This window comes from Chryseobacterium pyrolae, assembly GCF_025153485.1.
GTDB classification, from domain to species: domain Bacteria; phylum Bacteroidota; class Bacteroidia; order Flavobacteriales; family Weeksellaceae; genus Chryseobacterium; species Chryseobacterium antibioticum.
This window is the reverse complement of sequence record NZ_JANZQH010000007.1, coordinates 17,636-43,421: the sequence shown is the minus strand read 5'-3', so window position 1 is coordinate 43,421 and position 25,786 is coordinate 17,636. Positions and strand designations below refer to the sequence as shown.

Genomic DNA, 25,786 nt, shown 5'->3' with positions numbered 1-25,786 from the left:
AAATCAATGGAAATCATCTACCGAAAAACAATACAAACTCCGCTGGGAGAAATGGTTGCCTGTGCCATAGAACAGGGGATCTGTCTGCTTGAATTTACAGACCGGAAGAATTTTGAAAAACAGTTTATCTCTTTATCAAAAGCATTAAAAGCAGAAATTGAAGAAGGAGATCATGTACACTTCAAACAGCTTGAAGAAGAGCTGAAAGAATATTTTGAAGGGAAAAGGCAAACGTTTGATGTTCCGCTGTACATCACCGGAACTGAGTTTCAGGAGAAGGTTTGGCAGCTGTTGCGCGAGATTCCGATGGGAGAGACCAGAACCTACAAACAGCAATCTGAGTTTTTAGGAAATCCCAAGGCAATACGTGCCGTAGGAACGGCGAATGGCATTAATAAAATTGCTATTTTGATCCCCTGTCACCGTGTCATTGGCTCAAACGGAGAGCTGGTAGGCTATGCAGGAGGAATATGGAGAAAGCAAAAATTATTGGAATTAGAGAAGGCTATTTTATTTTGATTTTTGTAAATTTAGACAAAAATTTACACGTGAAAAAGTTACTATTTGCACTTTGCCTATCAGCTTCGGCTTTAAGTTTTGCTCAGGATTACTCAGTACCGGCTGCAAGTCCGCGTCAGAAGGTAGAGCAGCAGTTTTCAATGTCTAAAATCAGCATCGATTACGGAAGACCGGGAGTGAAAGGGCGTAAAATCTTCGGAGAACTGGTTCCTTACGGACAGGTTTGGAGAGCAGGAGCGAACTCATCGACAAAAATCACATTCGGACAGTCTGTTAATTTCGGTGGAAAAACGGTTCCTGCCGGAACCTACGGTTTATTCATTGTTCCTACAGAAAAAGAATGGAAAGTGATATTGAACAAAGACTTCCAGCAGTGGGGCGCTTATACCTATGATCCGAAACAGGATGTGGTAGATATTACAGTACCTGTCAATAAATTGGCAGATAAGCAGGAATGGTTTGAGATTACCTTAAATCCGACCGATGAAAATTCAGGAAACTTAGTTATCAAATGGGATATGGTTCAGGCAGAAGTTGCTCTGAAACCTGCAAAACCGGATGCGGTAATCAAAATTTCAGATAAACTGAAAGAAATTAAGAAGATAGAATCTGATGCAGCAAAAGCAAAAAGCTAAGCAATGAAATTTTCAATTCAACCTGTTTTAGAAAATCAGGAATACCAATTAATCCCCTTACAGCAAGGGGATTTTGAGTCTGTATATGAAGTAGCTTCCGATCCCCGGGTTTGGGAGCAGCATCCCAACAAAGACCGTTACAAAAGAGAAGTTTTTGAAAGCTTTTTTCTGGGAGCGATGGAAAGCGGAGGTGCTTTTAAAATTGTAGAGAAATCTTCCGGTGATGTTTTGGGAAGCACCCGGTTTTACAACTTTGATGAAGGAGAAAACCGTATTTTCATAGGGTATACTTTCTACGGGACAAAATCCTGGGGAAAAGGAATCAATCCGCAGGTGAAGAAACTCATGCTTGATTATATTTTCCAGTTTGTAGATAAAGTGCATTTCCACATCGGTAAGGAGAACTTTCGTTCCCAGACCGCTTTGGAGAGGATTGGCGGACAGAAGATCGCGGAAGAGGAAGTAGCCTATTTCGCAGAACCCACAAGAACCAATTTTGTGTATGAAATAAAAAAAGAAAACCACTCATGAAAAAATATAAAATCCAACAATCGCCCTTTGTAGTCCCTACCACAGATGGAAAACTCATCGAAGAACATTGGGGAAACTCCACGGGAAATTCAAATGTATCCATTGCCCATATGGTGGCACCACCGGACTGGAGTGAGCCACATCAGACTCCGGAATTTGATGAGTTCACTCTTATCATTTCAGGAAAAAAGCAGTTTGAGATCGATGGTGAAGTTGTTATTCTTGAAAAAGGACAGAGTATTCTGATAGAAAAAGGAGCAAGAGTGCGTTACAGCAATCCATTCTCTGAACCTTGCGATTATATTGCCATTTGTCTTCCTGCCTTTTCTATGGAATTGGTGAACAGGGAAGAGTAAAAAAGTATACCAGTGTAGCAGTGTAACAATGTACCAATTCGAATCTTCGATAAAAGTATTGTTACACTGTTACATTGTTAGATTGTTACATTGATATAAAATTTATTTCAGTATTTCCTTCAAAAACATCAGTGTATGATTCCATGCTCTTTTCGCCATGACCTCATTATAATCAGGTGATTTCGGATCGGTGAACGTATGTTTTGAATGGGCATAAGTAATGATCTGCCAGTCTGCATTGCCTTCGTTCATTTCCTTGATTAGATTATTATAATCTTCCGGAGTGACTCCCTGATCATCAGCTGGATTTTCAACTAAAATCTTGGCGGCAATAGGTCCGTTTTTTCTGGTCTGATCTTTTCCAATGCTTCCATGAATAGAAACAACACCCACAACCGGAAGGGCTCCTCTTGCAGATTCTAAAGCGCCTGTTCCTCCGAAACAATACCCAATCACTGCAATTTTATTGGAAATGGCTCCATTTTTCTTCAATTGCTCCAGAGCCAAAGAAATACGTTTCTGGTAGGCCTCATAATTCTGTTTGTAATATCCTGCAGTTTTACCGGCAGAAGCATTATCTGTCGGAATATTTCCCTCCCCGTAAATGTCGGCAATAAAGGCAATATATCCCTGTTTTTCAAGTTCCGCAGCAGCAGTTTTAGCTTCCTCATCAATACCTTTCCAGGCTGGAAGAATCAAAACGCCCGGAAGTTTTTTTCCTGCATTGGAGGTAACCAGTCCATTCAGCTTCTGTGCGCCGTCCTGATAGGAAATGGTTTTAAGTTTCTGGCCAAAAACGGTTCCTGTGCTCATTATACAAGCGGTTAATAAAAGGGTACGTATCATATTTTGTAATTTATTAAAGGATAAAATTCAGGCATATGGTCATTACGAAGTACAAAGCAACGAAACCATCCCTGGATCATCGTTTGTTCGTTGACATAAAAAATCCTCATCTAAATTACTGAAAATAACTTATCATGAGGATGTATATCGTATAAAACTGAAGCAGGTCAGAGCTTAATGCCTAAGTTTTCCAGTTCCTGATTCAGATCTGTATCAGGATTGATTTTGATGGTTGTAAACCCCAAAGACTGAGCCATCTCAATATTTTTAGGATTGTCATCAATGAAAATAGATTCACCAGCTTCGATCTGGTATCTTTCCAACAGCACATGCCAGATTTTCGGATCAGGTTTGATCAGTTTTTCTGTTCCTGAAACGACAATCTTTCCGCCAAAAAGCTGGAAGAAATCATAATTTTCCAGGGCGTACGGGAAGGTTTCCTCAGACCAGTTGGTCAGTCCGAACAATTGATAATCCGTATTTTTCAAACGTCTTAAAACGTCTACATTCTGAGGGATATCACTTTTCAGCATGACGGTCCAGTTGTCATAATAAGCTCTAAGTTCCTTTTCCCATTCCGGGAATTTTTTCATCTGAATATCAGTTCCTTCGGATAAAAGTCTTCCTTTGTCCTGTTCTTCATTCCATTCCGAATAGGCAATGTTTTCAAGAAAGTATTCCATTTTTTCATCGTCATTGAAATAATCTTTAAAGAAATATCTTGGATTCCAGTCTACTAATACGCCACCAAAATCGAAGATGATATTTTTAATTTCCATATATGTTTTTAAACTTTTTTATTTTATTTCACCACAAAAGTCGCAAAAGTTTTGATATTTTAACCCTTTAGAATACATAAATTTCAAAAGATTATTATTCTGAAAACCTTAAGTGCATATAATTAGAAAATCAAAAAAAATTATAAAACTTACATATACTATTTCACCACAAAAGTCACAAAAGTTTTTAATGTTAAACACTTTAGATCACTTTAGTTTCAAAAGTTTTATCGTCTTGAAAATAATAAGATTACATAAGGAGAAAATCAGAGATTTTCATGAAAACTTAAGTGCACTTCTTGTTCGCAATGTATTCAACTTAAATAAATTATTCAATAAGCTTTTGTGTCTTTTGTGGTTGATATGAATCTTTTAAACCACCCCGTCAAAAATTCTTTGAATTTTCGCCACCCCTCCGGAGGATGGGAATGTGATCCCAGTCAATTAAAAACTTGTGATTGAAATTTTTACTCCGGTTTATAGAATTGATACTGCCCGTTTTCATAGTACGCATTGATATGATGCAGGCCATTCGTCAGGATAATTTCTTTCGCTCCGATAATGGAGTTATACCTTGCCGTTTGCTCAAACGTTTTCTCTGTCAGTTTAATTTGAGGTGCCTTGCATTCAATCAGGATAACGGGCTCAGTTTTTTCTGTAACGAGAAGGTCTATTCTTTTGGTAAGGCCATTGAGGAGGATCTTTTTTTCAGTAATCAGTGCCGATGCAGAATACCCTTTTACCGTAAGATAATAGTGGATCCAGTGCTGGCGTACCCATTCTTCAGGAGTGAGCAGAAGGTAAGTTTTGCGGACCAAGTCATAAATAAAAAACTTATCTTTGTCTTTCTTGAATTTAAAATCAAAAGTTTCCTGAAAATTCAGTTTTGGAAGTTCCATTAATTAAGATGAAAGAATTAGATTTAATCCTCAAAAATATTAAAAATAAAGAAGTTTTACCTATTTATTTTTTCCACGGAGAAGAACCTTACTTTATTGATGCTGCTGTAAAAGTGCTTGAACACGACTTTTTGGAGGAAGATGAAAAAGCTTTTAACCAGACGGTGGTGTACGGAAAAGATACTTCATACCAGGAGATCCTTTCTTTGGCCAGACAGTTTCCCATGATGGGGGACAAGCAGCTAATCATCGTCAAGGAAGCTCAGGACCTGAAATTCAATGAGGAAGAAAACCGTGTTCTGGAAACCTATGTGGACAATCCTGTCCCTTCAACGGTGTTGGTTTTTGCCCACAAACATAAAAAACTGGACAGCAGGAAAAAAGCGACAAAAGCTTTAGACAAAGCTAAAGCACTTTTCTTAAGCGAATCGGTCAGAGATTCCAATCTTCCCAAATGGATCGCTGATGAATGTACACAATTGAAAATCAAAACAGCTCCGAATATTGCCCATTTGCTTGCAGAATATCTGGGAAACGACCTTTCAAGAATTGCCAACGAACTGAACAAGCTGAAGATCATCCTTAAAGAAGGCGAAATGCTGGACGGAACGATCGTAGAAAATCACATAGGGATCAGTAAAGAGTACAATGTTTTTGAACTTCAGAAGGCTTTGGGAACTAAAAATGCCGATGCAGCGTTCAGGATCGCTCATTTTATGGGTAAGAATCCAAAAAACAATCCATTTGTTATGATGCTGGCCAATCTGTACAGCTACTTTTCCAATGTGATTATTTATCAGACGATGGCCGGACAGTCGCCGCAGGTTATTGCTTCACAAATGGGCGTCAATCCTTATTTTATCAAAGATTATGCGGAAAGCGCAAGACTTTATCCCTTGAAACACGCGACCAGAGTCATTTCAATCTTAAGAGAATTCGATATGAAAGGAAAAGGTCTGGGTGCTGTGAATATGAGCGAGGCAGAACTGATCAAGGAGCTTGTTTATAAGATTATCAATGTGGATAAGATTAAAATGAAGGTGTAGGGAGTTTTTGGAGTATTAGAGTATTAGAGTATTAGAGTATTAGAGTATTAGATTAGAGTATTAGAGTGGAGTGTTTTAGGGTTTTATCTTTTTGTTGATATGAGAAAAAGTGTTTTCCTGATTGTTTTTTCTGTGTTTTTAATGATTTTTGCTACTCAAAATATTTTTGGGCAGACGATAAAAGGCAGTCATTATGAATTAAAGATTGCACAGGATCAGAAAGCGGTCCTTATTTTATTTCCCTGCTTTCCTTGCCATATTGAACATACCAAAACTGAAGCCGGGTTTTTAAAAGGTATCGAAAAGAAAGGCGTTACCACGATTCTTTTAGACTATAATCAGAAATTATTTTTAACAGAATCTGAAAAACAACAATACGCAAAAACTTTACACAAGATATTTAAACGCAACAAAATTACTAAAGATAATATATATATCGGAGGTTTTTCCAGCGGTGGAAATGTCGCACTTCTAATGACAACTTTCTTTATTAAAAATCATGATTGCGTAAAGCCTAAAGGTCTGCTGGTCGTAGATTCTCCAATTGATCTTGAAAAGCTATATGATGATGCTAAAAAGGATGTAGCCAAAAATGCTGATCCCGAAGCTGTAGAAGAAGGAAAGTCCCTGACTGAACTCCTGGAAAAAGAAATAGGAAAACCGGATATCAACCGTGAAAAATATAAAATGTTTTCACCCTATTTAATGTCTGCACCTGCTGAGGAAGGCAATATCCAATATCTTAAGAATATTAAAACAAGATTTTACTGCGAACCAGACCTGAAATGGCAGCTGGAAAAGAAAAACAGGACCTACGAAGAACTTAATGCCTACGTACTGGAAAAAGCCAATCAGACATTACTGAAAGCAGGAAGTAAACATACGGAACTCATCCAAACCCAGGACCGCGGTATCCGGGCAAACGGAACAAAACATCCGCATTCATGGAATATTGTGGATGGGAATGAACTGGTGAAGTGGATGGTGGAGTAGGAGAGTATTAGAGTATTAGAGTATTAGAGTATTAGAGTATTAGAGTATTAGAGTATTAGAGTATTAGAGTATTAGAGTGTGAGGTTTTTGTAGGTTTAAAATGCTAAGATTGTAGAGATCAGATATTAAATACTGAACATATACTCAACGATAAGAACCAGAAACTAATAACCCTCTCCAAACTAGTCCGCCCCGAATTTCGCATCCTACACTTAACTATAAAAGTCAGTAACCAGCAACCAACAACCAACAACCCTCTCCAAACTCATTTACTCTCAAACCCTCAAACAAATAAATCCCAATCGACAGTCCACATATTTCATATTGACAAGTATCATTAAAAATACTTTAATAAAACATTAAAAATTACGAAATTAGCGGTCTGAATTAAAATCTTTTTGAACAAAGTAAATTATGGAACAAAACATTTTAGATTGTGTGATCGTTGGATCCGGGCCTTCTGGCTTTACAGCAGCTATTTATGCGGCAAGAGCAGACTTGAAACCAGAACTATATACAGGTTTGGAGCCGGGCGGACAATTAACCACAACTACGGAGGTTGATAACTTTCCAGGATATCCGGCAGGGATTACAGGACCTGAAATGATGATGGATCTGCAAAAGCAGGCGGAAAGATTCGACACTAAAGTTCATTACGAAATGATCACTAAAGCTGAATTCTCCAAAGAAGAAGGCGGTGTTCACAAACTATACGCAGGAAATAAGGAAATCCTGGCCAAAACGGTGATTATCTCTACAGGAGCTACCGCAAAATATCTGGGCCTTGACGATGAGAAGAAATATGCAGGTGGTGGTGTTTCGGCATGTGCTACATGCGACGGATTCTTCTACAGAGGAAAAGACGTGGTAGTAGTAGGAGCGGGAGATACAGCAGCAGAAGAAGCAACTTATCTTGCAAAGCTTACGAAAAAAGTAACGATGCTGGTAAGAAAAGACGTGTTCAGAGCTTCCAAAGCAATGATCCACAGAGTAGAAAACACACCGAACATCGAAGTGAAATTCAACCATGAGTTAATAGGAATTGAAGGGGAGAACAGCCTTGTAGAAAGAGCGATGATCATCAACAACCAGACTCAGGAAAAATCTTCGGTTGATGTAGACGGTATCTTCATCGCCATCGGTCACAAACCGAATACGGATATCTTCGTAGGACAGATCGATCTTGATGAAAACGGATATATCCTTACTGAAAAAGGGTCTACAAGAACCAATCTTCCGGGGGTATTTGCTGCAGGAGATGTTCAGGATCATATCTACAGACAAGCGATTACTGCTGCAGGAAGCGGATGTATGGCTGCGATGGATGCAGAGAAATATCTTGCTGAATTACATTAGTATTCAGTTTTTTACAATACAGAGCGTACCCGATGGGTGCGCTTTTTTTATTTCACTTTATCCCCTTTCTTACCACAAAAGTTATAATTGGTCGGCATCACATTCCCCTCCATTGGAGGGGTGGCGAAAATTCAAAGAATTTTTGACGGGGTGGCTTATGTCGCACTTCAAAGAAAATCCCTAAATTTATCTCCCAATCCAAAAAAACAACATGCACAACAAAATCATAAAAATAAAACACGTCACAGGAACCTACACCATTGATATTCCGGAGGGAAGACTGAATGAAATGCAAAGCCAGCTGGACAAATGCCTGAACGATGAACAGGGCGCCATTGTGGTGAAGGGAGAAAACGGAGACCAGTTTGTGTATCCGGCGGATCTTCTGAAAAATAGTTTCATTTCTATAGTAGACAGGGAAGAGAAGAAGGAGAGCTAAACAAAACAAAAGACCCAAAGGTATTTCAAAGACTGTACTTTTAGTTCTGGAACGTAATATTGGAGATCTGTTTTAAAGAAATGACTAAAAATAATTCGCCTGATTTTAAGCCTATTATTAAGTTTCGTTAAAATTTATAAGGGAAAAGTTTTGCAGAAATATAAAATCGTTTTATATTTGCACCACTGAAAACAACGGTATCACCGTGATTCAGGAGAGATGGCAGAGTGGTCGATTGCGATAGTCTTGAAAACTATTGACTGTAACAGGTCCGGGGGTTCGAATCCCTCTCTCTCCGCAAAAAAAACCTTAGAATATTTTATTCTAAGGTTTTTTTATTTCTGAATAAGATGTATTGATCTTATCTGGTATAGTCAAAATTTTCAAAAACACTCAAAAATAATGGATCCAGAAAAAGGCTGGTCACTTACTTATTTTCCATTTAGATAAAGGTAACTTTATTCGAGTTTTGATTGCCTCTCAATTCGTATATTTTTTATAGCTCCTACTCATGATCTTTGGCATCCATTAAAGTTTTTTTTAAGTACCTAATTCATAAATAAATATTTATCTTAGCGACCAATGTCACGAAATGTGGATATAGGTATTTTTTTACGAGGTTTTTATATATCTTTTGTTCCGTGGAAAATATTGCTAGGCGTCATTTTGTAAAAACAGTAACCAAAAAATATTAATTTTAAAAAATCTATGAATTCAGCCGAAGTAATAAGTAATACAAAATGGTTTTCGAAATTTTCATTATCGTTTTTAGCAATTGTTGGTAGTACAAATACTGCTCTTTTTATAATCTTACCTCTTTTGCCTTATAAAATTTCAAAGTTTATATTTCCTGTAGGATTTTTCACATTAGGATTAGCAATACTATTCTCAATTGGTTTTTCTTTTTATTGGCACAGAAAAGAAAATAATGGAACTTTTAATTCTATAAAATATATTTCCTGGCTTTCAACATTGTTACGTTATTGGATGGCGTTTCTACTATTGGATTTTGGCTTTCAAAAAATATTTGAAGTCAACTTTAATTATTCATATCATATAAATGATTCTTTATCAAGCGTATTAACGGGTCCGGAATTAACCTGGAAGTATTATGGATTTTCTTACGGATTAGCTGTGATTTTGGCGTTTTTTCAAATAATTGGTGCTATTCTTTTGTTATTCAAACGTACCACTTTATTAGGCATTACCATACTTTTACCTGTCATGCTGAACATTGTTTTGATTAATGTTTTTTATAGCATTGGCCCCATTACCTTATTTACATCTATCCTGATAACATTAGGCTTAGTTCATCTGTTTTTACAGCAAAAAGTTAATATAATAAACTTCTTTAATCAGCACAAAAATAGACTGCCATCAATTGGTAATAATTTTTTACGTTCAATCGCTCGTGTGTTATGTATTCTAATTCCTTTATTGTTTGTTATTTACTATAATTATGACGTTCACCTTTCAAAAAAATATTTTGGAAAATGGAAAGTCACATCGATGACACGTAATGGAAAATTGGTTAAAGAAAATCAATGGCAGCAAGATACTTTGGCTTGGAAAACAATTTATATTGAAGAAAGAGGAAAAATGTATTATTGTCCGAATCCATATATGTATGTGGACAGTACTTCATTATTTATGAAATATCATCACGATGATAAAGAACAGAATTTTAAGGTTATATCTTACGAAAAGAATCCGAATAAACCTGATACAATTCCTGTTCAGATTAACAATTTCAGAAATAACTCAATGCAATGGAAAATGATTTTTTACAAGGACACTATTCAAATGGAATTAAAGAAATAAAATCTTTAACAAAAAACGAGGGCTAACAGCCGTTTGCTTACATTGCGATAGTCTTGAAAACTATTGACTGTAACAGGTCCGGGGGTCGAATTCCTCTCTCTCCGCTGAAAAAACCTTTTTTTATTGCTGAATGATGTGTACTGTTCTGGTATAGTCACAATCTTCAAATAACGGAAACGATATGTCAACTTCTTGACGCTTTTTAAATTCTAAATAATGGCCACGAAAATTAGGCGAGCGCTCAGTGTCTGAAAACTGTTGTTCAATTGGATGACCAATAATTGTGACTGATAAAAGATAGAAATAGGAGAAAGTCCACTTCGATTTTTAAGCATATTCTTTTTTCAGACTTTTATCCAGTATAAATGGTACAAATGGGAGTACCGAAGCTACTAAATACAATATGATTCTTTTTAAATTCCATCTGTATTTTATTGCGGCTAGCAGGAGCGCTATCAGAAATACGAGAAACAACACTCCATGGATCCATCCAAAATATTTTACTCCTTCCGGTATATTAAAAAAGTATTTTAAAGGCATGGCAATGAAGAGCAGAATCAGATAGGAAAGCCCTTCAATTAAAGCTGTTTTACGGTATATATTGATCATCTGAATAATTATATTATCAAAAGATTATTTTTTTAGACAATAATAGCTTATTCCATTGGAATAGACAACCGGAATCCTCCTACCAGATGTGATCATGATTATTTTACTTCGGTAAAGAATGGAATTGATCAAGTTTTTTCTGTGAAGAATCATGACTAGAAGATCTTATTTAATGCTTAATCTTTAGTTAGAAATGTTTGTTTGATGGCACTTTTAGATTCATATTATAGAAATAGTATCTATGAGCTCTTACAAGAGAGTTTCTAATCCCTCTCTTCACTGAGAAGTAGGTATTGAAAGTTGCAGGAAAAGGTTAGAATAATCGGTCTGGTGATATAAGAAGCGGTTTTTGATGGACACACATTTGATTTTAGCAACGTTCACTAAAAGAAGCTTTCAATATTTTATAGTATATTTGCAACTTAATTTTTAATGGTATCAAATAAAGGTTAAAAGGGGCTTTAGGTGCTCAACAGTAATCCTCCCCATCTCTGCTGAAAAAACTAATTCCATTAGAACGCTAATGGAACTTTTTTATGCAAAAAAGTCACGTAGACGGGATGTAATTTTTTGGAGATCAGACGGAGTAGAATTCTGCATAGCCGCTGATGAAGCATATAGGAAAAACATCCGCTTAATCGAATCAATGCAATTGATTCCCTCTTTGCATCCTTTATAATACGCAGAATCAGAATCAAACTTTGCGTTAAAAAATTAAGCATCCTGTTTTATGGATTTATAACCAAAAGATGATCCTTAATTGATCTTATTGGCTTAGGAAATTTTAGCGGAAGATTCCAGTCTTGAACTATTGGTTCTTTTGTTTGACCATATCAAATCTTTGATTTCAAGACAAAAGAATATATAAAAATCACACCTTACACAATCACATCATAAAAAATGCATCCATTGGGTGCATAAGAAGAATCTTATCCTAAGATTCTAATAGTTTGATCATTGAATATAATGACAAAGAAGAAGAAAAAAAATGAATACTAATTTTAAACAGATATTAGCCCGGAAATCTATTTATATAGCAGCTTTGTCGGCCTGTTTCATTGCGGTGGTTGCCTTTGCGGTTCTGAGTTTCCTCATTACCCGTGACAGTCGGAAAAACAATGAAGGATTTGCCAAGAAAACTTTTTTCCAGAAATATGAAACCCTGGAGAAAGAATTCAGAAATATAGAAGAATACCAGTACCTTCTGCGTGCCCTAATCCAGAAAGATGGGTTGAAAAACTATAAAGAATATTCTTCCGTTTTAAATAATATGAACAGGAAAGGAAGCCTGTTGCCTTACAGCTGGTATTCCTACTACGATGCTGCTTCCGGAAAATCTGTAAGCAACAGTACGTTATCAGACGTGCTCACAAAGAAGTCAGCAGACACAAGATATACCAAAATAGAAAACAACAGATCCGGGCATTTCAGAGATTTCCTGACCACGCGCAGAGATACAACCTATTGGGTAAGCTACGATTCACTTGTGCTGCCAAGGAAAAATATACTCTATTACGGATCTGCGGTAAGCCTGAACGACCTTCATGAATACTTCTCCAATATCGATAAAAACCTGAACAATTACGCCTATGTTTTCACCAAAGAAGGCATCTGCATTTCCCATCCTGAAAAGAAATATTTAGGCAGAAATATCTTCGATTTTACGGATGTTCAGCCAAAAGATACCTTATGCAGTACCACAAAATCAGGTTACACCGAAGGAATCGGGGTTTCTGAGTATCTCAATCTGGAAGTAACCCGCTTCGTAAAACCATTGAAAACAGATAATTTTGATGGCTATGCTGTCGTCAACCACGTGAATTTCCTGATCGATGAAAGTGTCAGCAATACAAAAATGTATACCGTTTATATTTTTCTGGCGGCTTTATTCCTTATCGTAGCGGTTTTTATCCTATTTCACAGGGCTGCCAACATGGCGTATAAAGAAAAAGAAAAGATACAATCTGAGAAAAACCTGCTGCTCGTTGAGAATGAGAAAATGCACAGGGTAGAAGCCCTGCACCAGCTTCAGCAGCTTAAAAACAATATCAATCCGCACTTCCTATTCAATTCGCTGAACTCTCTTTACATGCTCATCGGGATTAATAAGGATAATGCACAACGGTTTACTATGAATCTCTCCAAGATCTACAGATACCTTATCGTACCTCCACAGGAAAATATAGTACCTGTAGCGCAGGAAATCAAGTTTATCCAGCAGTATATGGAGCTTCTCAAAAGCCGGTTTGATGAAGAACTCACCTTTGATCTGATTGTTCATAATCCCAAAAGTCTGGAAAAGCGGATTCCGTACCTGTCTCTTCAGATGTTGGTGGAAAACGCTATAAAACACAATATCGCGACTATAGATCATCCATTAGACATTCTCATCACTGTAGAAGATGAAGAGATCACAGTGAAGAATACCTGGCAGCCCAAAACAGATGAAGACGTTCAGGGTGCCAAATTCGGAATTGACTATTTGAATCAGGTTTATGATTTTTTTAAAAAGAATTCTGTTAATATTTCTGTAGATGGTGAATATTTCATATGCATTTTACCATTATTAGAATAAAAAATGAAATCCATTCACTCCCGAAATACTGCCTCTCACTCCCTAACGCTGTTGATATTATTTCTTTACGTATAGTTTTGTGAGCTGAAACTGAGATATCTAATAATTTGGAATGAATCGGACTATGGTAATGAAGAACTACAGACTTGCACTGTACTTAGGGCTGGCGTTAGCCTCACCGGGAGTACTGGCACAGAAAAAAGACACATTAAAAACAGATAAAGAAAAATCGGAGAAAACAGATGTTTCATCAAAAAAAGCAAAGAAAATTGATGATCTGATTAAAAAAGGAACCTACAAAAAAGGCCTTTTCAATACCATCCAGGTAAAAACCGATGTGTATTTTGAAATTCCCGACAGTTTAATGGGGCGTCAGTTTTTGGTGGTCAATAAACTGTCTCAGGTACCAATGCAGGTGAACGAAGCTGGCCTGAATAAAGGAATGAACTATGAAAACAAGGTCATTTCTTTTCACCGAGATGCAGTAGCCAAAAAAGTATGGGTGAAAACGGTGGTTCCACAGGTATCATCGCCTAAAAACGATGTAATTACAAAATCTGTAAAAGACAACTTTTCAGAATCTGTGATTGAAGTTTTTGATATTGAAGCCCAGAACAATGATTCTACGTCTGTAGCCATTAAAGTCAATAAGATTTTTGACGGAAATCAGAAAAGCTTTAATGATGTTTTGGCCAATGTAGGGCTTGGAGGATCTGTAAAGTCCAACCTTTCCTACATCGAAGGCGTAAAAACCTTTCCTCAGAACCTGGTTGTAAAATCCCAGCTGACCACATCCGTCAATGAAGGAGGAGTAGATCTGCCGGTAACGCTTGGAGTCACTACCAATCTGGTGTTGCTTTCCAAAGTACCGATGCAGCCGAGAATTGAAGACGCAAGAGTTGGTTTTTTCAGTGAAAAACATTGGACATTCAACGATCGTCAGCAGAAAATGGATGAAAAACAGTTTATCACCAGATGGCGTTTGGAACCTAAAGATGAAGATAAAGAAAAGTATGTAAGAGGCGAGTTGGTAGAACCCAAGAAGCCGATCATTTATTATATAGATCCTGCAACGCCTATCCAGTGGCGTGAGAAAATCATTGCAGGAGTTTTCGACTGGCAGGCCGCTTTTGAAAAGGCAGGTTTTAAAAATGCAGTCATTGCAAAAATGCCGGATGAGAACGATAAGGATTTTGACATTGATGATGTAAGATATTCGGTGATTACCTATGTGGCTTCACCCAAATCAAATGCCATGGGACCTTCAGTGGTAGATCCAAGAAGCGGTGAAATTATTGAATCGGATATCATCTGGTGGCACAATGTGATGACTTCTCTTCAGGAATGGATGAGAATTCAGACAGGACCTATAGATCCTAAAGCCAGAGGAAACGTATTCAGCGATGAGCATATGGGCGAGGCCATTCGTTTTGTATCATCCCATGAAGTGGGACATACTTTCGGACTGAAACACAATATGGGATCTTCCTTTGCTTTTCCTGTAGAATCTCTCCGTTCAAAAGAGTTTACGGATAAAATGGGTGGAACTGCACCTTCCATTATGGATTATGCACGATACAACTACGTAGCGCAGCCTGAAGATGGAGTAACAGCGATCACCCCGAAGATCGGAATTTATGACAAACATGCTATTGAATGGGGCTACCGTTGGTATCCTGATGCAGCATCAGAGAAAAAGGCGTTGAGAGATTTAATAGAAAAGCATGCAGATGACCCATTGTATTTCTATGGAGAGCAGCAGAGCTATCTGGAAACCATCGATCCGCGTTCCCAGTCTGAAGATTTAGGGGATGATGCGATGAAGGCCAGCGAATACGGGATGAAAAACTTAAGAATCGTTGTAGACAACCTTCTTAAGTGGACGTATGAAGACGGGAAGACCTACACAGATGCAGGAAAACTGTACATGGGAGCAGTCGGGCAGTGGGATCTGTATACAGGGCATGTGATGGCGAATGTAGGAGGAATTTATCTGGACAATACAGTCTTTGGCAGCAAGAAAAAAGCCTATGAAGCGGTACCTGCAGAAATTCAGAAAAGAGCGGTGGATTATCTGGTTAAAAATTCAGTCAACCTGCCGGAATGGTTATTCTTTAACCCGATTACAGAGAAAACGTATTCTGTGAAAAATTCCCCGATGGGACCCTTTGAACAGACTCCGTACACATTAGCAAGAGGAATGCAGTATGCCAATATTTATTCCCTGCTGATGGATGACAGACTTCTCAGAATGATTGAAAACCAGTTAAAACATGAGGTGTCGGGTTCAAAAGAACAAATTTATACCGTAGAGGATCTGTTTGGACAGTTGAGAACAGCTGTTTTCAACAAAAAAGGAAGCCTGACGATTCTTGAAAAGATGACACAGAAAAACTATGTAGATGCTTTGATTGTTTCCGTCAATAAATTATTTGAAAAAACGGCAGTAAAAGCTTTAAAAGTAGAAAATACACTGAACATTCCGATGATCTGTAATTTCCATGAAGAAGACCACGGTCTCAGAAATATCAACTATTCATCAATGAAAAGAGTATCTGAGGTCACTACGTATAAAAGAGCAGAACTACAGAAAATATTGAACGTATTAAATAGAAATAAAAACAAAGGAGATGAAGCTTCCAGGGCTCATTATGCAGACTTGATCATCCGAATAGAAGAGGCTTTAAACAAATAATCAGCTATGAAAAAAACTCTAGTACTTTTACCTCTTTTGGCGGCTCAGATTGCATTTGCCCAGGAAAAGAAGACCATTACAGGAAAAATAGAAGACGGAAATACATCTGCTATGATTTCCGGAGCATCTGTAAAGATAGAAACCCAGTCCGTTTCTACAAAGACCGACTTAGTAGGAATTATTGAAAGTGTATCGGTAGGTACAGTGACCGACAGTAATGGGAAATTTATCCTGGAAATTCCTGCAGACACCAAGTCTGTATTGGTAAGTTATCCGGGCTATGAGTCCAGGGTCATTCAGATCAGTGAAGGGCAGACCAATTATACGGTAAGACTGGCTCCTGAAGTTTCAGACAAAAATAAAATCCAGGAAGTCATCATTACCGGATATCAGAAAATTGAAAAGCGTAAGCAGACTTCTGCCGTTGCTACGGTGAAGATGGATAACATCAACCAGGCGGGTGTAGCCAGTGTAGACCAGATGCTTTCGGGACAGGTTGCAGGGGTGGTGGTAACGCCTCAAACCGGATCTCCGGGAGGTCCTGCAAAGATCAGAATCAGAGGAACCGCTTCTCTTTCAGGTCCACAGGATCCGCTATGGGTAGTAGACGGTCTTCCGTTAGAAGGAAATGATGTCCCTAATTTCAGCGATAAAGATAATATAGACCAGCTTCAGAATTTTTCTATTGCAGGTTTAAACCCTAACGATATTGAAGATATCACCATTTTAAAAGATGCCGCGGCTACCGCTATTTATGGAGCCCGAGCTGCCAATGGGGTGATCTCTATTACCACTAAAAAAGGGAAAAAAGGAACCATGAGGATCAATTTCTCAGCTGATACCTTCGTGACATCACGCCCGGATTTTAACAAGCTTAACCTTCTGAATGCTTCTGAAAAAGTAGATTTGGAATTAATGCTTGCCAGCCGTGCCGACCTAACCTATCGTGCCGACAAAGGGGAAGTAATGAGGATTTTAATGAAAAACGGACAGCTGGATGCTTACAGAAACGGAGGTTTGGGAGCATTGAATACATTTACCCGTCAGCAGTTGGATGGTTTAAGAAGCAATAATACAGATTGGGGGAAACTTCTTTACAGAAACGCAATCAATAAGCAGTATGGATTAAGTGTTTCAGGAGGAAGCGACCGTTCAGATTATTATTTCTCACTGGGATATTATGATGAAGAAGGAACAACCATCGGAACTGGTTTTAAACGATATAACCTGACTTTAAAAAACAATTATAAACTAAGTGATAAATTAAGTGCAGGAATCTCTATTTTCGGAACACAAAGTGAGCGGGAATCGTTTGTGACAGATGCTGATGCATCCATCAACCCAATCAATTATTCAAGAAATGCCAATCCTTACCTGACGCCGTTCAATCCGGACGGAAGCTACCGATATGATCAGGATATTGATGGTTTTTCCGACCGATACATTCCTTTTAATTTTCTGGAAGAAAGGGAAAATACAAGCTATACACTGAAGAACCGTTCATTAAAAGCCATATTCGATTTAGAATATAAAATAACGAAAGACCTCAAGATTACTTCTCAGTTGGGGATGCAGTATGACAGCAACAAAACAGAGAAATTTGCAGCTCAGGAAACTTACTTCACCAGAAAAATGAGAGAAGGAACCCGTTATTACAAAGATGGGGCATTCCGTTATTTCCTGCCCGACGGAGGGGTAAAACAAAACTGGGATAACGACTTTTTTCAGTACAACTGGAAATTGCAGGGATCGTACAGCACAAAAATCAATTCAAGACATGAAATTGATTTGATGGCCGGAACAGAAATCCGTAAAACGGAAGATAATACAACATTGACCCGAGCTTTCGGTTATGACGATACAACACGAAAAGCGACAGCCATCGTTTTCCCAAATTCCAACGATGCTTCGGACAGAAGATATGAGACGTACCGTGAAATGCCACCGGTTGAGAATGCCTATGCTTCCATGTTTGCGACCGCTTCTTATACTTTTGACCAGAAATACACTTTTTTCGGAAGTGTAAGATATGACGGAACCAATTTATTCGGGGTTAATAAAAAATACAAATACCTGCCGATATGGGCGGTTTCAGGTTCGTGGCTGGTAACGAAAGAAAGCTTCATGAAGAATCTTACGGCTGTTTCTAACCTGAGATTAAGAGCTTCTTACGGTTTGCAGGGGAATATAGACCGTAATACTTCACCATTCTTTATCGGTGAATATTATGATGCAACGATTCTTCCTGGAAATAAAGAGAATATCATCAACGTCATCAGTCCTCCAAACGATAAACTGCGTTGGGAAAAAACAACCAACGTCAACTTTGGACTTGATCTGGGAGTGCTTAAAAACCGTGTCAACTTTACAGCGGATATCTACAGCAGAAAAGGAACAGACATGATCAGTATGAAAGAAACACCGCTTGAAACCGGGTTTGAATATACGATGATGAACTGGGGAAGTTTGATCAATAAAGGTTTTGAACTGGCTTTATCTACGAGAAACATCGATAAGGAAAACTTCAAATGGAGCACTACGATTAACTTTGCCCACAACAAGAGCAGGGTTCTTAGTGAACAACCTCGTAACAACGCTCTACTTCCTTCAAGAGAAGGTCTTCCCGTAAATGCCGTTTTTGCACTGAAAACTGCAGGAATGGATGCAAACGGAAATCCAATGTTCTGGAAAGGAAATGAAAAAATATCAGCCGAAGATTTCTTCAAACTGTATGACGTGTACGCAGATTTCCTTCCGGGTCAGCTTGTAGATACAAAACTGTCCAATGAAGAACTTAGAAACCTTTTCACCTATGTAGGAGACCGGGATCCTAAGTTCACAGGAGGAATTATCAATACATTCAAAGTACACAACTTTGATATGACTATTTCTGCTGCTTTCAGCTTCAAGCAAACGGTGATGAGGTCACCGTCTTACAGAGGAATGGATCTGGACAGAGGAAGAAATTATACAAAAGATATCTACGAGGCAGGAACTACACTTCCGGGAATCACCAGTCCTGATATGGAAAGCAATCCGGGATGGATGGCCAATAAATGGTTCGCCGATAACCGTTCCAATGCCTACAGCTTACTGGATGTATGGGCAAAAGAGATTAGCTATGTAAGAATCAGCAGTATCCGTTTAGGCTATACGCTGCCTAAAGAGTTTACAAGTCCTATGGGAATCAGCAGTCTGAGATTGAGCATCGAAGGACGTAACCTTTTTGTTTTCAGTAATGGATATAAAGGATACTTTGATCCGGAAACCTACGGAAATATCTATGCACAGCCCATTGCAAAATCAGTGACAGTAGGATTTAATGTTTCTTTTTAAAACTTGAGAAAAATGAGAAAAATTACAACAATCATTGCGATCGCAGCACTAAGCCTTTCCAGTATCGGATGTGACCGTTTTTTAGATATACAGCCTGAAGGGAAAATTATCCCTGTCAGCGTAGAGGATTACCGTAAAGTACTTACATCAGCCTATTCAAAATATCCGGTTCACAAATCTTTAATCGCTCTGCGTACAGATGAGATGAATATCGACGAAAATGTAAATGAATTTAATGTCTACCGTGAAATTGCGATGTGGAAAGATTCAAATACAGATCAGGCAACGGCAGAGTTTCCGTGGGTGAGTTTTTATTCCGTAAATTTTTATCTGAATCAGATCATCAATGAAGGAAGCAAGACCATGGCAGATTCTCCTGAAAAACAGCAGATTCTGGCAGAAGCCTATGCGCTTCGTGCCTATTTATACTTTGATATGGTCAACCTATACGGAAAACCTTATAACAGTGCTACAGCAGCGACAGACAGAGGTGTGCCGATCAGTCTGGAAATTGATCTTGAACAGGTGCTGAAACCTTCTTCTGTACAGGAAGTCTATGACCAGGTGAATGCTGATATAGCAAAGGCGCAGGGTCTTATGATAGAGGAGAAGCAGCCATCGGGCATCAATTACAGATTCTCAAAGGTAGCCTTGAAAGCATTTCAGGCGAGAACCGCTCTTTATCAGGGCGACTGGAACAAGGCTTTAAGCTTTTCAGAACAGGTCCTGACGGTTAAAGGAGATTTAAGTAACTTAAATACTGCTACTACGGCGCCTAACCATTTTGCCTCAGTAGAATCTATTCTGGCTTTGGATAATGCATTCAATATCGCAGTGCAGAATGTCGCCTTTGCCTCTACAGAACTTACCTCGAATTATAATACAGCTACAGACAAAAGATTTGGGCTTTATTTTGAAAAAAACGGCAGCAAATACAAAGTTATCAAAGGAGGAACCACAGATTTCAGAGTGTCTTTCAGAAGTGCGGAGATGTATTTCATAAAATCTGAAGCATTGTTAAAACTGAACAGACTGAGTGAAGCTAAAGATACATTGCTTAAAGTTTTAAAGAACAGGTACACTCCGGAAGGTTACACAGCCGTTCAAAACCAGATCAGTTCGATGAATACTACAGAATTCATGAATTTTATACTCGATGAAAGATTCAGAGAATTTGCATTGGAAGGACACCGCTGGTTTGATTTAAGAAGAGCCAATCAGAAAAAAATCATTCATAATGTGAACGGTACAGAGTATATTCTTCAGCAGAATGACGTGAGATATACCATAGAATTTCCAATGAGTGCCAAAAAGAATAATCCTCTTTTATAAACATTCATAATAACAACGCCTGAAACCGCTTGAACTTAATAGTTTTAGCGGTTTTTTTGTACTTTTGTCATGTTATGAAAATTGCCATTATAGAAGATGAATTGCTGGCTGTTAATTATCTCAAAGATCTCTTGGGTAAACAAAGCATAGTCCCTGTGACTGAGACGGTGGTTCTGCGTTCAAAAAAACAGGCCATAAACTTCTTCGAAAACCATTCAGCAGATCTTATCTTTATGGATATTCATCTCGGTGACGGAATGAGTCTGGAGATTTTTGAAGATGTGGAACTTTTTACACCCATCATTTTTATAACCGCTTTTGATGAATATGCGATGAGGGTTTTCAGGCATTTCACAATAGATTACCTTCTGAAGCCTTTTGAAGAAGAGGATTTGCATCAAGCTTTGCAGAAATTCATTTCCATACGGACTAATTTCGATCCGGAACCTGTTCTACAATCGATGTCCTCATTACGACAGGCAGGCAGCCCTGAGGTGATGAAGCGCTTTATGGTAAGGGAGGGGAATAAGCTTAAATCAATAGACGAAGAAAATACAGCCTATTTTTTCGCCTCGGGAAAATATCTTTTTCTGACGACGATGGACAACCAGACCTATATTTATGATGATACGATTAAAGACGTCATCCATAAATTGAACCCACAGCTGTTTTTCAAAATCAACCGTAAGTTTATCATCAATAAAAATGCAATTGTTGAGATCATCAAACATTCCAGCCAAAAAGTAGAACTGAAACTGTCTCCTGCTCCTGAAATTAATTCGGATGTATTTATCAGCAAAAGACAAATTACCGAATGCTTAAACTGGCTGAAAAGCTGATTAAGAAATAGTTGTGCTTAAAGCGGGCTTCCGGGCTGATCATTTTAAATGTATTTAATTTTTCAATTATTTATTTCCCACTCGGTACGCTTTAAGACTCAATCCTTTATGTCGTTTGAAAAACTTATTGATATGGCTTTCATCAGCAAACCCAAATTCATCACCTATTTCATGAACTCTTTTATCACTGAAACGTAATCTGTGTTCTATCAGCCGGATGCGGTAAGAAGAAATATACTGCTGAATAGATTCATTGCATTGCTTACGGAAGTAGCTACCAAGATAGGAAGGAGATAACCCGAATTTTTCAGAGATGACGCTAATCTTTAAAAACTCAGGATGGCTTATATGTTCCTGAATGTAATCCAGAATTTGCAATATACGGCTGTCTGCATTGAGCGTGATAAACTTTGGCTGAATCACAGCCATGTTTCTTGCAGCGATTACGATAATAGCATTCACGAAATGGCGGATGAGGTCTTCATTGTAAATAGACTGGTTTTTAATAGCTTGCTGTAGGTTTTGTATCACTAAATCAACCATTTTTCTGTCATCATTATTAACAAGTACCGAGCCTGGTATATGGGATGCATAGTATAAAAGACATTCTATGTGGTCTATACTTTTCCATTGATATTCCCTGATATAGCTTTCTCCAAAACGGATCACCATAAATTCGCAGGTATTTTCAAGATCAAATGCATGACAGTCATTGGGCGTTATGAGAAATAGGTCTCCTGCAGAATACCAAAAATTATTTCCATTCACAGCGTGGTTTCCCGTACCTGAAATAACGTACACAAATTCGAAAAAATTGAACTGCCTGTCACGTAGAGGACAATCATTTACTTTTTCATAGAATACCTCAAGCGACTGATGCATGTTTTCTTTTGCCATACCGTAAAGATACCCAAATAAGCTTTAAATGTACCTGTTTTTATTCTATTTACCAGTCTATTTTTGTAAAATTAATGCAGTAAAGAAATATTATGAAAGCAATCGTGTTGGAAAAATTTGGAGGAGCTGAATGTCTTATCTATAAAAATATAGAAAAACCTGAAATAAAAACAAATGAAGTACTTATTAAGGTGAAAGCTGTAAGCATCAATCCGGTAGACATCAAAGTCCGCAGCCGGCAGGCTCCGCTGGCAGAAGAACTTGCACAATACAATCCTTTGATTTTAGGGTGGGACATTTCCGGAGAAGTGGTGGAAGCCGGAAGTGAGGTCACGCAATTTCACATTGGTGATGAAGTGTTTGGGATGGTCAATTTTGTGGGACACGGTAAAGGATATGCAGAATATGTTGCAGCTCCTGCCGAACATCTCGCTTTAAAACCGAAGAATATCACTCATATAGAAGCTGCTGCAAGTACTCTGGCAGCTTTAACGGCATGGCAGGCATTTAACAGCTATGGTAAGTTGAGATCAACAGATAAAGTACTTATCCATGCTGCTTCAGGTGGGGTGGGACATTTCGCTGTACAAATCGCTAAATATAGGGGCGCCTATGTCATTGGTACATCTTCACTGTCTAATCGTGATTTCGTATTAAAACAGGGGGCTGACGAGCATATTGACTACCATACTACTTCTTTTGAAAAAGTACTCCGGGATGTAGACTTTGTTCTTGAATCCATTGGAGGCGAAAACTTCCAAAAATCAGTACAGGTATTAAAACCATTTGGAACCATTGTCACATTACCCTCCGGACATACGGAAGATGACGAATTAAAAGCCCGTGAAAAAAAGCTGCATGCCTGTTATTTTATGTCTGTCTATTCCGATGGGGCCGATATGAATCAGATCGCGTCCTTACTGGAAGCAGGTATATTGAAACCGTATGTCTCCCATGTATTTGAATTTGAAGAAATGGCTAAGGCACATCGGCAAATTGAAACCGGGCGGACAGTTGGGAAAGTGGTGGTGAGGTTTTAAAAAATCTGAGCAGGAAATGAGTGTTTTAGGTCGTATTTCATTTGATGTATGATCGTTTGTGAGAAAGATTATCTTTACCTTACCAAGAAAGAATATTCTAAAGTAGGACAGGGGTTTTCTCCTAATATACTTTTGGAAGACCTTTCAGATGTTCAATACATGAAAACAGCCTCCGGATATTGCTAAAAAACTAATCTTTAAATTTTTATAAGGAAAAGAACGCGCGCGAAGTCGAAGACTTCGCGCGCGTTCTTTTATCGCTTGTATAGAATGATGTAATGAATGTTGAGCAAAGAATGTCCTATAAACAATATCTTCTTTTTAAATCTTAAAATAATCTAATCAATTCCTGCTAAAACTTAGCTATTTTTGACAAACTAAATTTCCAAAATAGAATGAAATCCAAAGCTCCTTTTTATACTGCGTTGATCATCGGAATGACTTTTGTTCCGCTCCATGCACAGACAACATCACGATTAAATAACGAAATTTCAAAAGTGGAAGCAGGACTTATGCCTGCCGTTCGTTTTCAGGGCGAACCCCTATGGACATTGGAAGCGAGAATGAAGCATTATAATGTTCCTGGTGTCAGTATTGCTGTTATTAAAAACTCCAAAGTGATCTGGACGAAGACCTATGGATTCGCAGATGTAGAGTCTAAAATCCCCGTTAATTCCAAAACATTATTTCAGGCAGCATCTATGAGCAAACCGGTTAGTGTTTATGCGGCATTAACGGAAGTGGAAGCCGGAAAGATAAATCCGGATGCCGATGTCAATTCCTATCTTAAATCATGGAAAATCCCGGAAAATGAATTCACAAAAGAGAAAAAAGTCACTTTTAAAAATGTGGTCAGTCATACAGCTGGTTTTACGGTGAGCGGATTCCCCGGATATGAAACTGGAAAGCCTATTCCTACACTGGTTCAGGTTTTAAGCGGTCAAAGTCCTGCAAATACTCCGGCTGTTTTCGTAGATAAAACTCCGGGAACACCTTTCCGTTATGCTGGAGGTGGATATTGTGTGTTGCAGCAGATGCTTATCGATTTGGAAGGAAAAGATTTTACCACCATTATGAAGGAAAAAGTACTTCTGCCGTTGGATATGAAAAGCAGTACTTTTTCGCAACCTTTATCCCATGTACAGGCCCAATTCGCTGCTACGGCATACAATCAGGACGGGGTAAAAGTTCCGGGAAAATCACACACCTATCCAGAGCAGGCAGCTGCCGGTTTATGGACTACACCTGAAGATTTGGCTAAATTCGTCATTGATGTCCAGAATACCCTGAGCGGAAAAAGCAGTAAGATTATTTCACAAAAGACTGCTGAACAGTTTACGACTTCCTTCATCGATCCGTTTATGGGATTGGGAATTTTTCTGGAAGACAGAAGAGGGCATATGTATTTTCACCACGGCGGCTGGAATGAAGGGTTCTCCAGCAGATTTATAGCCAGTAAAACAAGCGGTGATGGAATTGTAGTATTAACGAATACCAATAAACCTGATTTTGTAGAAGAACTCGTACGTTCAGTAGCAGAAGTCTATCACTGGCCTTTATTTAATGCAGCGGTTCAGAAAATAGTATCCTTAAATAAGGATGATTTTAAAAGTGTCGGACGTTATAAAAATGGGAAATATGGTTTTTCCAGAGTCTATAATGAAAACGGAAAGTTGATGATTGCTTATAATACAGAAACTCCTGTAGAAATGATCAAAGTCGGGGAAAATAAATATGCGTTTCGAGACTGGGATTTGACGATAAAATTTGTGAAAAATGCCGATTCCGGGAAAACAGATATCGTACAGGTCTATTCTAACGGGAAAATAAAATCAACAGAGGATCAGATGAGTGCAGACGATAAAACACCTTTGGAACTGGTGTTGGATGGGAGTTTCGACAAAGGTCTGGAAGCTTATCAGAAAGCCAAAACTGAAGAGGCAGATAACGATCTTCTCTCAGAAGGTTATCTGAACGGAGTAGGCTACAAAATGCTGGGAAATAAAGAATTCACAAAAGCCATTGATATTTTTCGTGTGAATGCGGCATTGTATCCCAAAAGTGAAAATGGCTACGACAGTTTAGGGGAAGCTTATCTGAAAGCCGGTCAAAAGGATAAAGCAAGAGAGAGTTACCAAAAAGTATTGGACATCAATCCTAAAAACGAAAACGCTGCAAAGATTTTAAAATCATTATAAAACAAACTGCTTTCATATTTTGAAGGCAGTTATTATTTTTAAACA

At 38.2% G+C, this 25,786-nt stretch carries 22 protein-coding genes and 1 tRNA gene; 18 read left to right on the top strand and 5 right to left on the bottom strand.

Annotated features, from left to right (window positions below; translation table 11 throughout):
* The first annotated feature begins 6 nt into the window (after positions 1–6).
* The 4 genes from NZD88_RS14830 to NZD88_RS14815 are packed head-to-tail and all read left to right on the top strand — an operon-like array spanning position 7 to position 2,041.
* Entirely contained in the window at positions 7–519 is a 513-nt protein-coding gene (locus tag NZD88_RS14830) for a methylated-DNA--[protein]-cysteine S-methyltransferase (protein ID WP_259830154.1), read from the top strand.
* 29 nt (positions 520–548) lie between these two features.
* Complete coding sequence (locus NZD88_RS14825; protein ID WP_259830153.1) at positions 549–1,154, top strand: DUF2911 domain-containing protein; 606 nt, start codon at positions 549–551, stop codon at positions 1,152–1,154.
* Positions 1,155–1,157: 3 nt separating this feature from the next.
* A complete protein-coding gene (locus NZD88_RS14820; RefSeq protein WP_259830152.1) occupies positions 1,158–1,685 on the top strand; it encodes a GNAT family N-acetyltransferase in 528 nt (175 codons plus the stop codon).
* Entirely contained in the window at positions 1,682–2,041 is a 360-nt protein-coding gene (locus NZD88_RS14815; RefSeq protein ID WP_259830150.1) for a cupin domain-containing protein, read from the top strand. The genes NZD88_RS14820 and NZD88_RS14815 overlap by 4 nt, the downstream gene beginning before the upstream one ends.
* A 102-nt stretch (positions 2,042–2,143) precedes the next feature.
* On the opposite strand, the gene NZD88_RS14810 is transcribed toward NZD88_RS14815, so the two are convergent.
* The 3 genes from NZD88_RS14810 to NZD88_RS14800 all read right to left on the bottom strand — a co-directional run bounded on the left by NZD88_RS14810 (position 2,144) and on the right by NZD88_RS14800 (position 4,565).
* Positions 2,144–2,887: a dienelactone hydrolase family protein gene (locus NZD88_RS14810; RefSeq protein ID WP_259830148.1), complete on the bottom strand. Its 744-nt coding sequence runs from the start codon at positions 2,885–2,887 to the stop codon at positions 2,144–2,146.
* Positions 2,888–3,054: 167 nt separating this feature from the next.
* The gene (locus NZD88_RS14805) at positions 3,055–3,666 is read right to left on the bottom strand and encodes an HAD family hydrolase (RefSeq protein ID WP_259830147.1); all 612 of its coding nucleotides are present in this window, start codon (positions 3,664–3,666) and stop codon (positions 3,055–3,057) included.
* A 467-nt stretch (positions 3,667–4,133) separates the two neighbouring features.
* Positions 4,134–4,565: a type I restriction enzyme HsdR N-terminal domain-containing protein gene (locus NZD88_RS14800; protein WP_259830146.1), complete on the bottom strand. Its 432-nt coding sequence runs from the start codon at positions 4,563–4,565 to the stop codon at positions 4,134–4,136.
* Between the two features lie 8 nt (positions 4,566–4,573).
* Here NZD88_RS14800 and holA point away from each other — a divergent pair, with 8 nt between their 5' ends.
* From holA to NZD88_RS14770, 6 genes are all read left to right on the top strand, one after another.
* A complete protein-coding gene (gene holA, locus NZD88_RS14795) occupies positions 4,574–5,611 on the top strand; it encodes a DNA polymerase III subunit delta (protein WP_259830145.1) in 1,038 nt (345 codons plus the stop codon).
* A 99-nt stretch (positions 5,612–5,710) separates the two neighbouring features.
* The gene (locus NZD88_RS14790; RefSeq protein ID WP_259830144.1) at positions 5,711–6,604 is read left to right on the top strand and encodes a hypothetical protein; all 894 of its coding nucleotides are present in this window, start codon (positions 5,711–5,713) and stop codon (positions 6,602–6,604) included.
* A gap of 414 nt (positions 6,605–7,018) precedes the next feature.
* Positions 7,019–7,960, top strand: coding sequence for a thioredoxin-disulfide reductase (gene trxB, locus NZD88_RS14785; RefSeq protein ID WP_259830143.1), 942 nt, complete (start codon positions 7,019–7,021; stop codon positions 7,958–7,960).
* Positions 7,961–8,171: 211 nt separating this feature from the next.
* A complete protein-coding gene (locus tag NZD88_RS14780) occupies positions 8,172–8,399 on the top strand; it encodes a glyceraldehyde-3-phosphate dehydrogenase (protein ID WP_259830142.1) in 228 nt (75 codons plus the stop codon).
* Positions 8,400–8,612: 213 nt separating this feature from the next.
* Positions 8,613–8,697 (top strand) — tRNA-Ser (locus NZD88_RS14775).
* A 410-nt stretch (positions 8,698–9,107) separates the two neighbouring features.
* Complete coding sequence (locus NZD88_RS14770; RefSeq protein WP_259830141.1) at positions 9,108–10,220, top strand: hypothetical protein; 1,113 nt, start codon at positions 9,108–9,110, stop codon at positions 10,218–10,220.
* A 327-nt stretch (positions 10,221–10,547) separates the two neighbouring features.
* Here NZD88_RS14770 and NZD88_RS14765 read toward each other — a convergent pair whose 3' ends face one another.
* Positions 10,548–10,829 (bottom strand): DUF3817 domain-containing protein, encoded by a 282-nt coding sequence (locus NZD88_RS14765; protein ID WP_259830140.1) that lies wholly within the window; start codon positions 10,827–10,829, stop codon positions 10,548–10,550.
* 988 nt (positions 10,830–11,817) lie between these two features.
* Between NZD88_RS14765 and NZD88_RS14760 the strand changes: the two genes are divergently transcribed.
* From NZD88_RS14760 to NZD88_RS14740, 5 genes are all read left to right on the top strand, one after another.
* Complete coding sequence (locus NZD88_RS14760) at positions 11,818–13,404, top strand: histidine kinase (RefSeq protein WP_259830139.1); 1,587 nt, start codon at positions 11,818–11,820, stop codon at positions 13,402–13,404.
* A 112-nt stretch (positions 13,405–13,516) separates the two neighbouring features.
* Entirely contained in the window at positions 13,517–16,099 is a 2,583-nt protein-coding gene (locus NZD88_RS14755; RefSeq protein WP_423738667.1) for a zinc-dependent metalloprotease, read from the top strand.
* A 6-nt stretch (positions 16,100–16,105) separates the two neighbouring features.
* Positions 16,106–19,435: a SusC/RagA family TonB-linked outer membrane protein gene (locus NZD88_RS14750; RefSeq protein WP_259830137.1), complete on the top strand. Its 3,330-nt coding sequence runs from the start codon at positions 16,106–16,108 to the stop codon at positions 19,433–19,435.
* 12 nt (positions 19,436–19,447) lie between these two features.
* Positions 19,448–20,767 carry a RagB/SusD family nutrient uptake outer membrane protein gene (locus NZD88_RS14745; protein WP_259830135.1) on the top strand — a complete coding sequence of 440 codons (1,320 nt, stop codon included), beginning with the start codon at positions 19,448–19,450 and terminating at the stop codon, positions 20,765–20,767.
* A 74-nt stretch (positions 20,768–20,841) separates the two neighbouring features.
* Positions 20,842–21,606, top strand: a complete 765-nt coding sequence (locus NZD88_RS14740) for a LytR/AlgR family response regulator transcription factor (RefSeq protein ID WP_259830133.1) — start codon at positions 20,842–20,844, stop codon at positions 21,604–21,606.
* A 66-nt stretch (positions 21,607–21,672) separates the two neighbouring features.
* On the opposite strand, the gene NZD88_RS14735 is transcribed toward NZD88_RS14740, so the two are convergent.
* A complete protein-coding gene (locus tag NZD88_RS14735; RefSeq protein ID WP_259830131.1) occupies positions 21,673–22,503 on the bottom strand; it encodes an AraC family transcriptional regulator in 831 nt (276 codons plus the stop codon).
* 92 nt (positions 22,504–22,595) lie between these two features.
* Here NZD88_RS14735 and NZD88_RS14730 point away from each other — a divergent pair, with 92 nt between their 5' ends.
* The 3 genes from NZD88_RS14730 to NZD88_RS14720 all read left to right on the top strand — a co-directional run bounded on the left by NZD88_RS14730 (position 22,596) and on the right by NZD88_RS14720 (position 25,741).
* On the top strand, positions 22,596–23,543 hold the full coding sequence (locus NZD88_RS14730) for an NADP-dependent oxidoreductase (protein ID WP_259830129.1): 948 nt from the start codon (positions 22,596–22,598) through the stop codon (positions 23,541–23,543).
* Positions 23,544–23,591: 48 nt separating this feature from the next.
* Positions 23,592–23,729, top strand: a complete 138-nt coding sequence (locus NZD88_RS14725) for a hypothetical protein (protein WP_259830127.1) — start codon at positions 23,592–23,594, stop codon at positions 23,727–23,729.
* Positions 23,730–23,938: 209 nt separating this feature from the next.
* Entirely contained in the window at positions 23,939–25,741 is a 1,803-nt protein-coding gene (locus tag NZD88_RS14720; RefSeq protein ID WP_259830126.1) for a serine hydrolase domain-containing protein, read from the top strand.
* Positions 25,742–25,786: the final 45 nt, after the last annotated feature.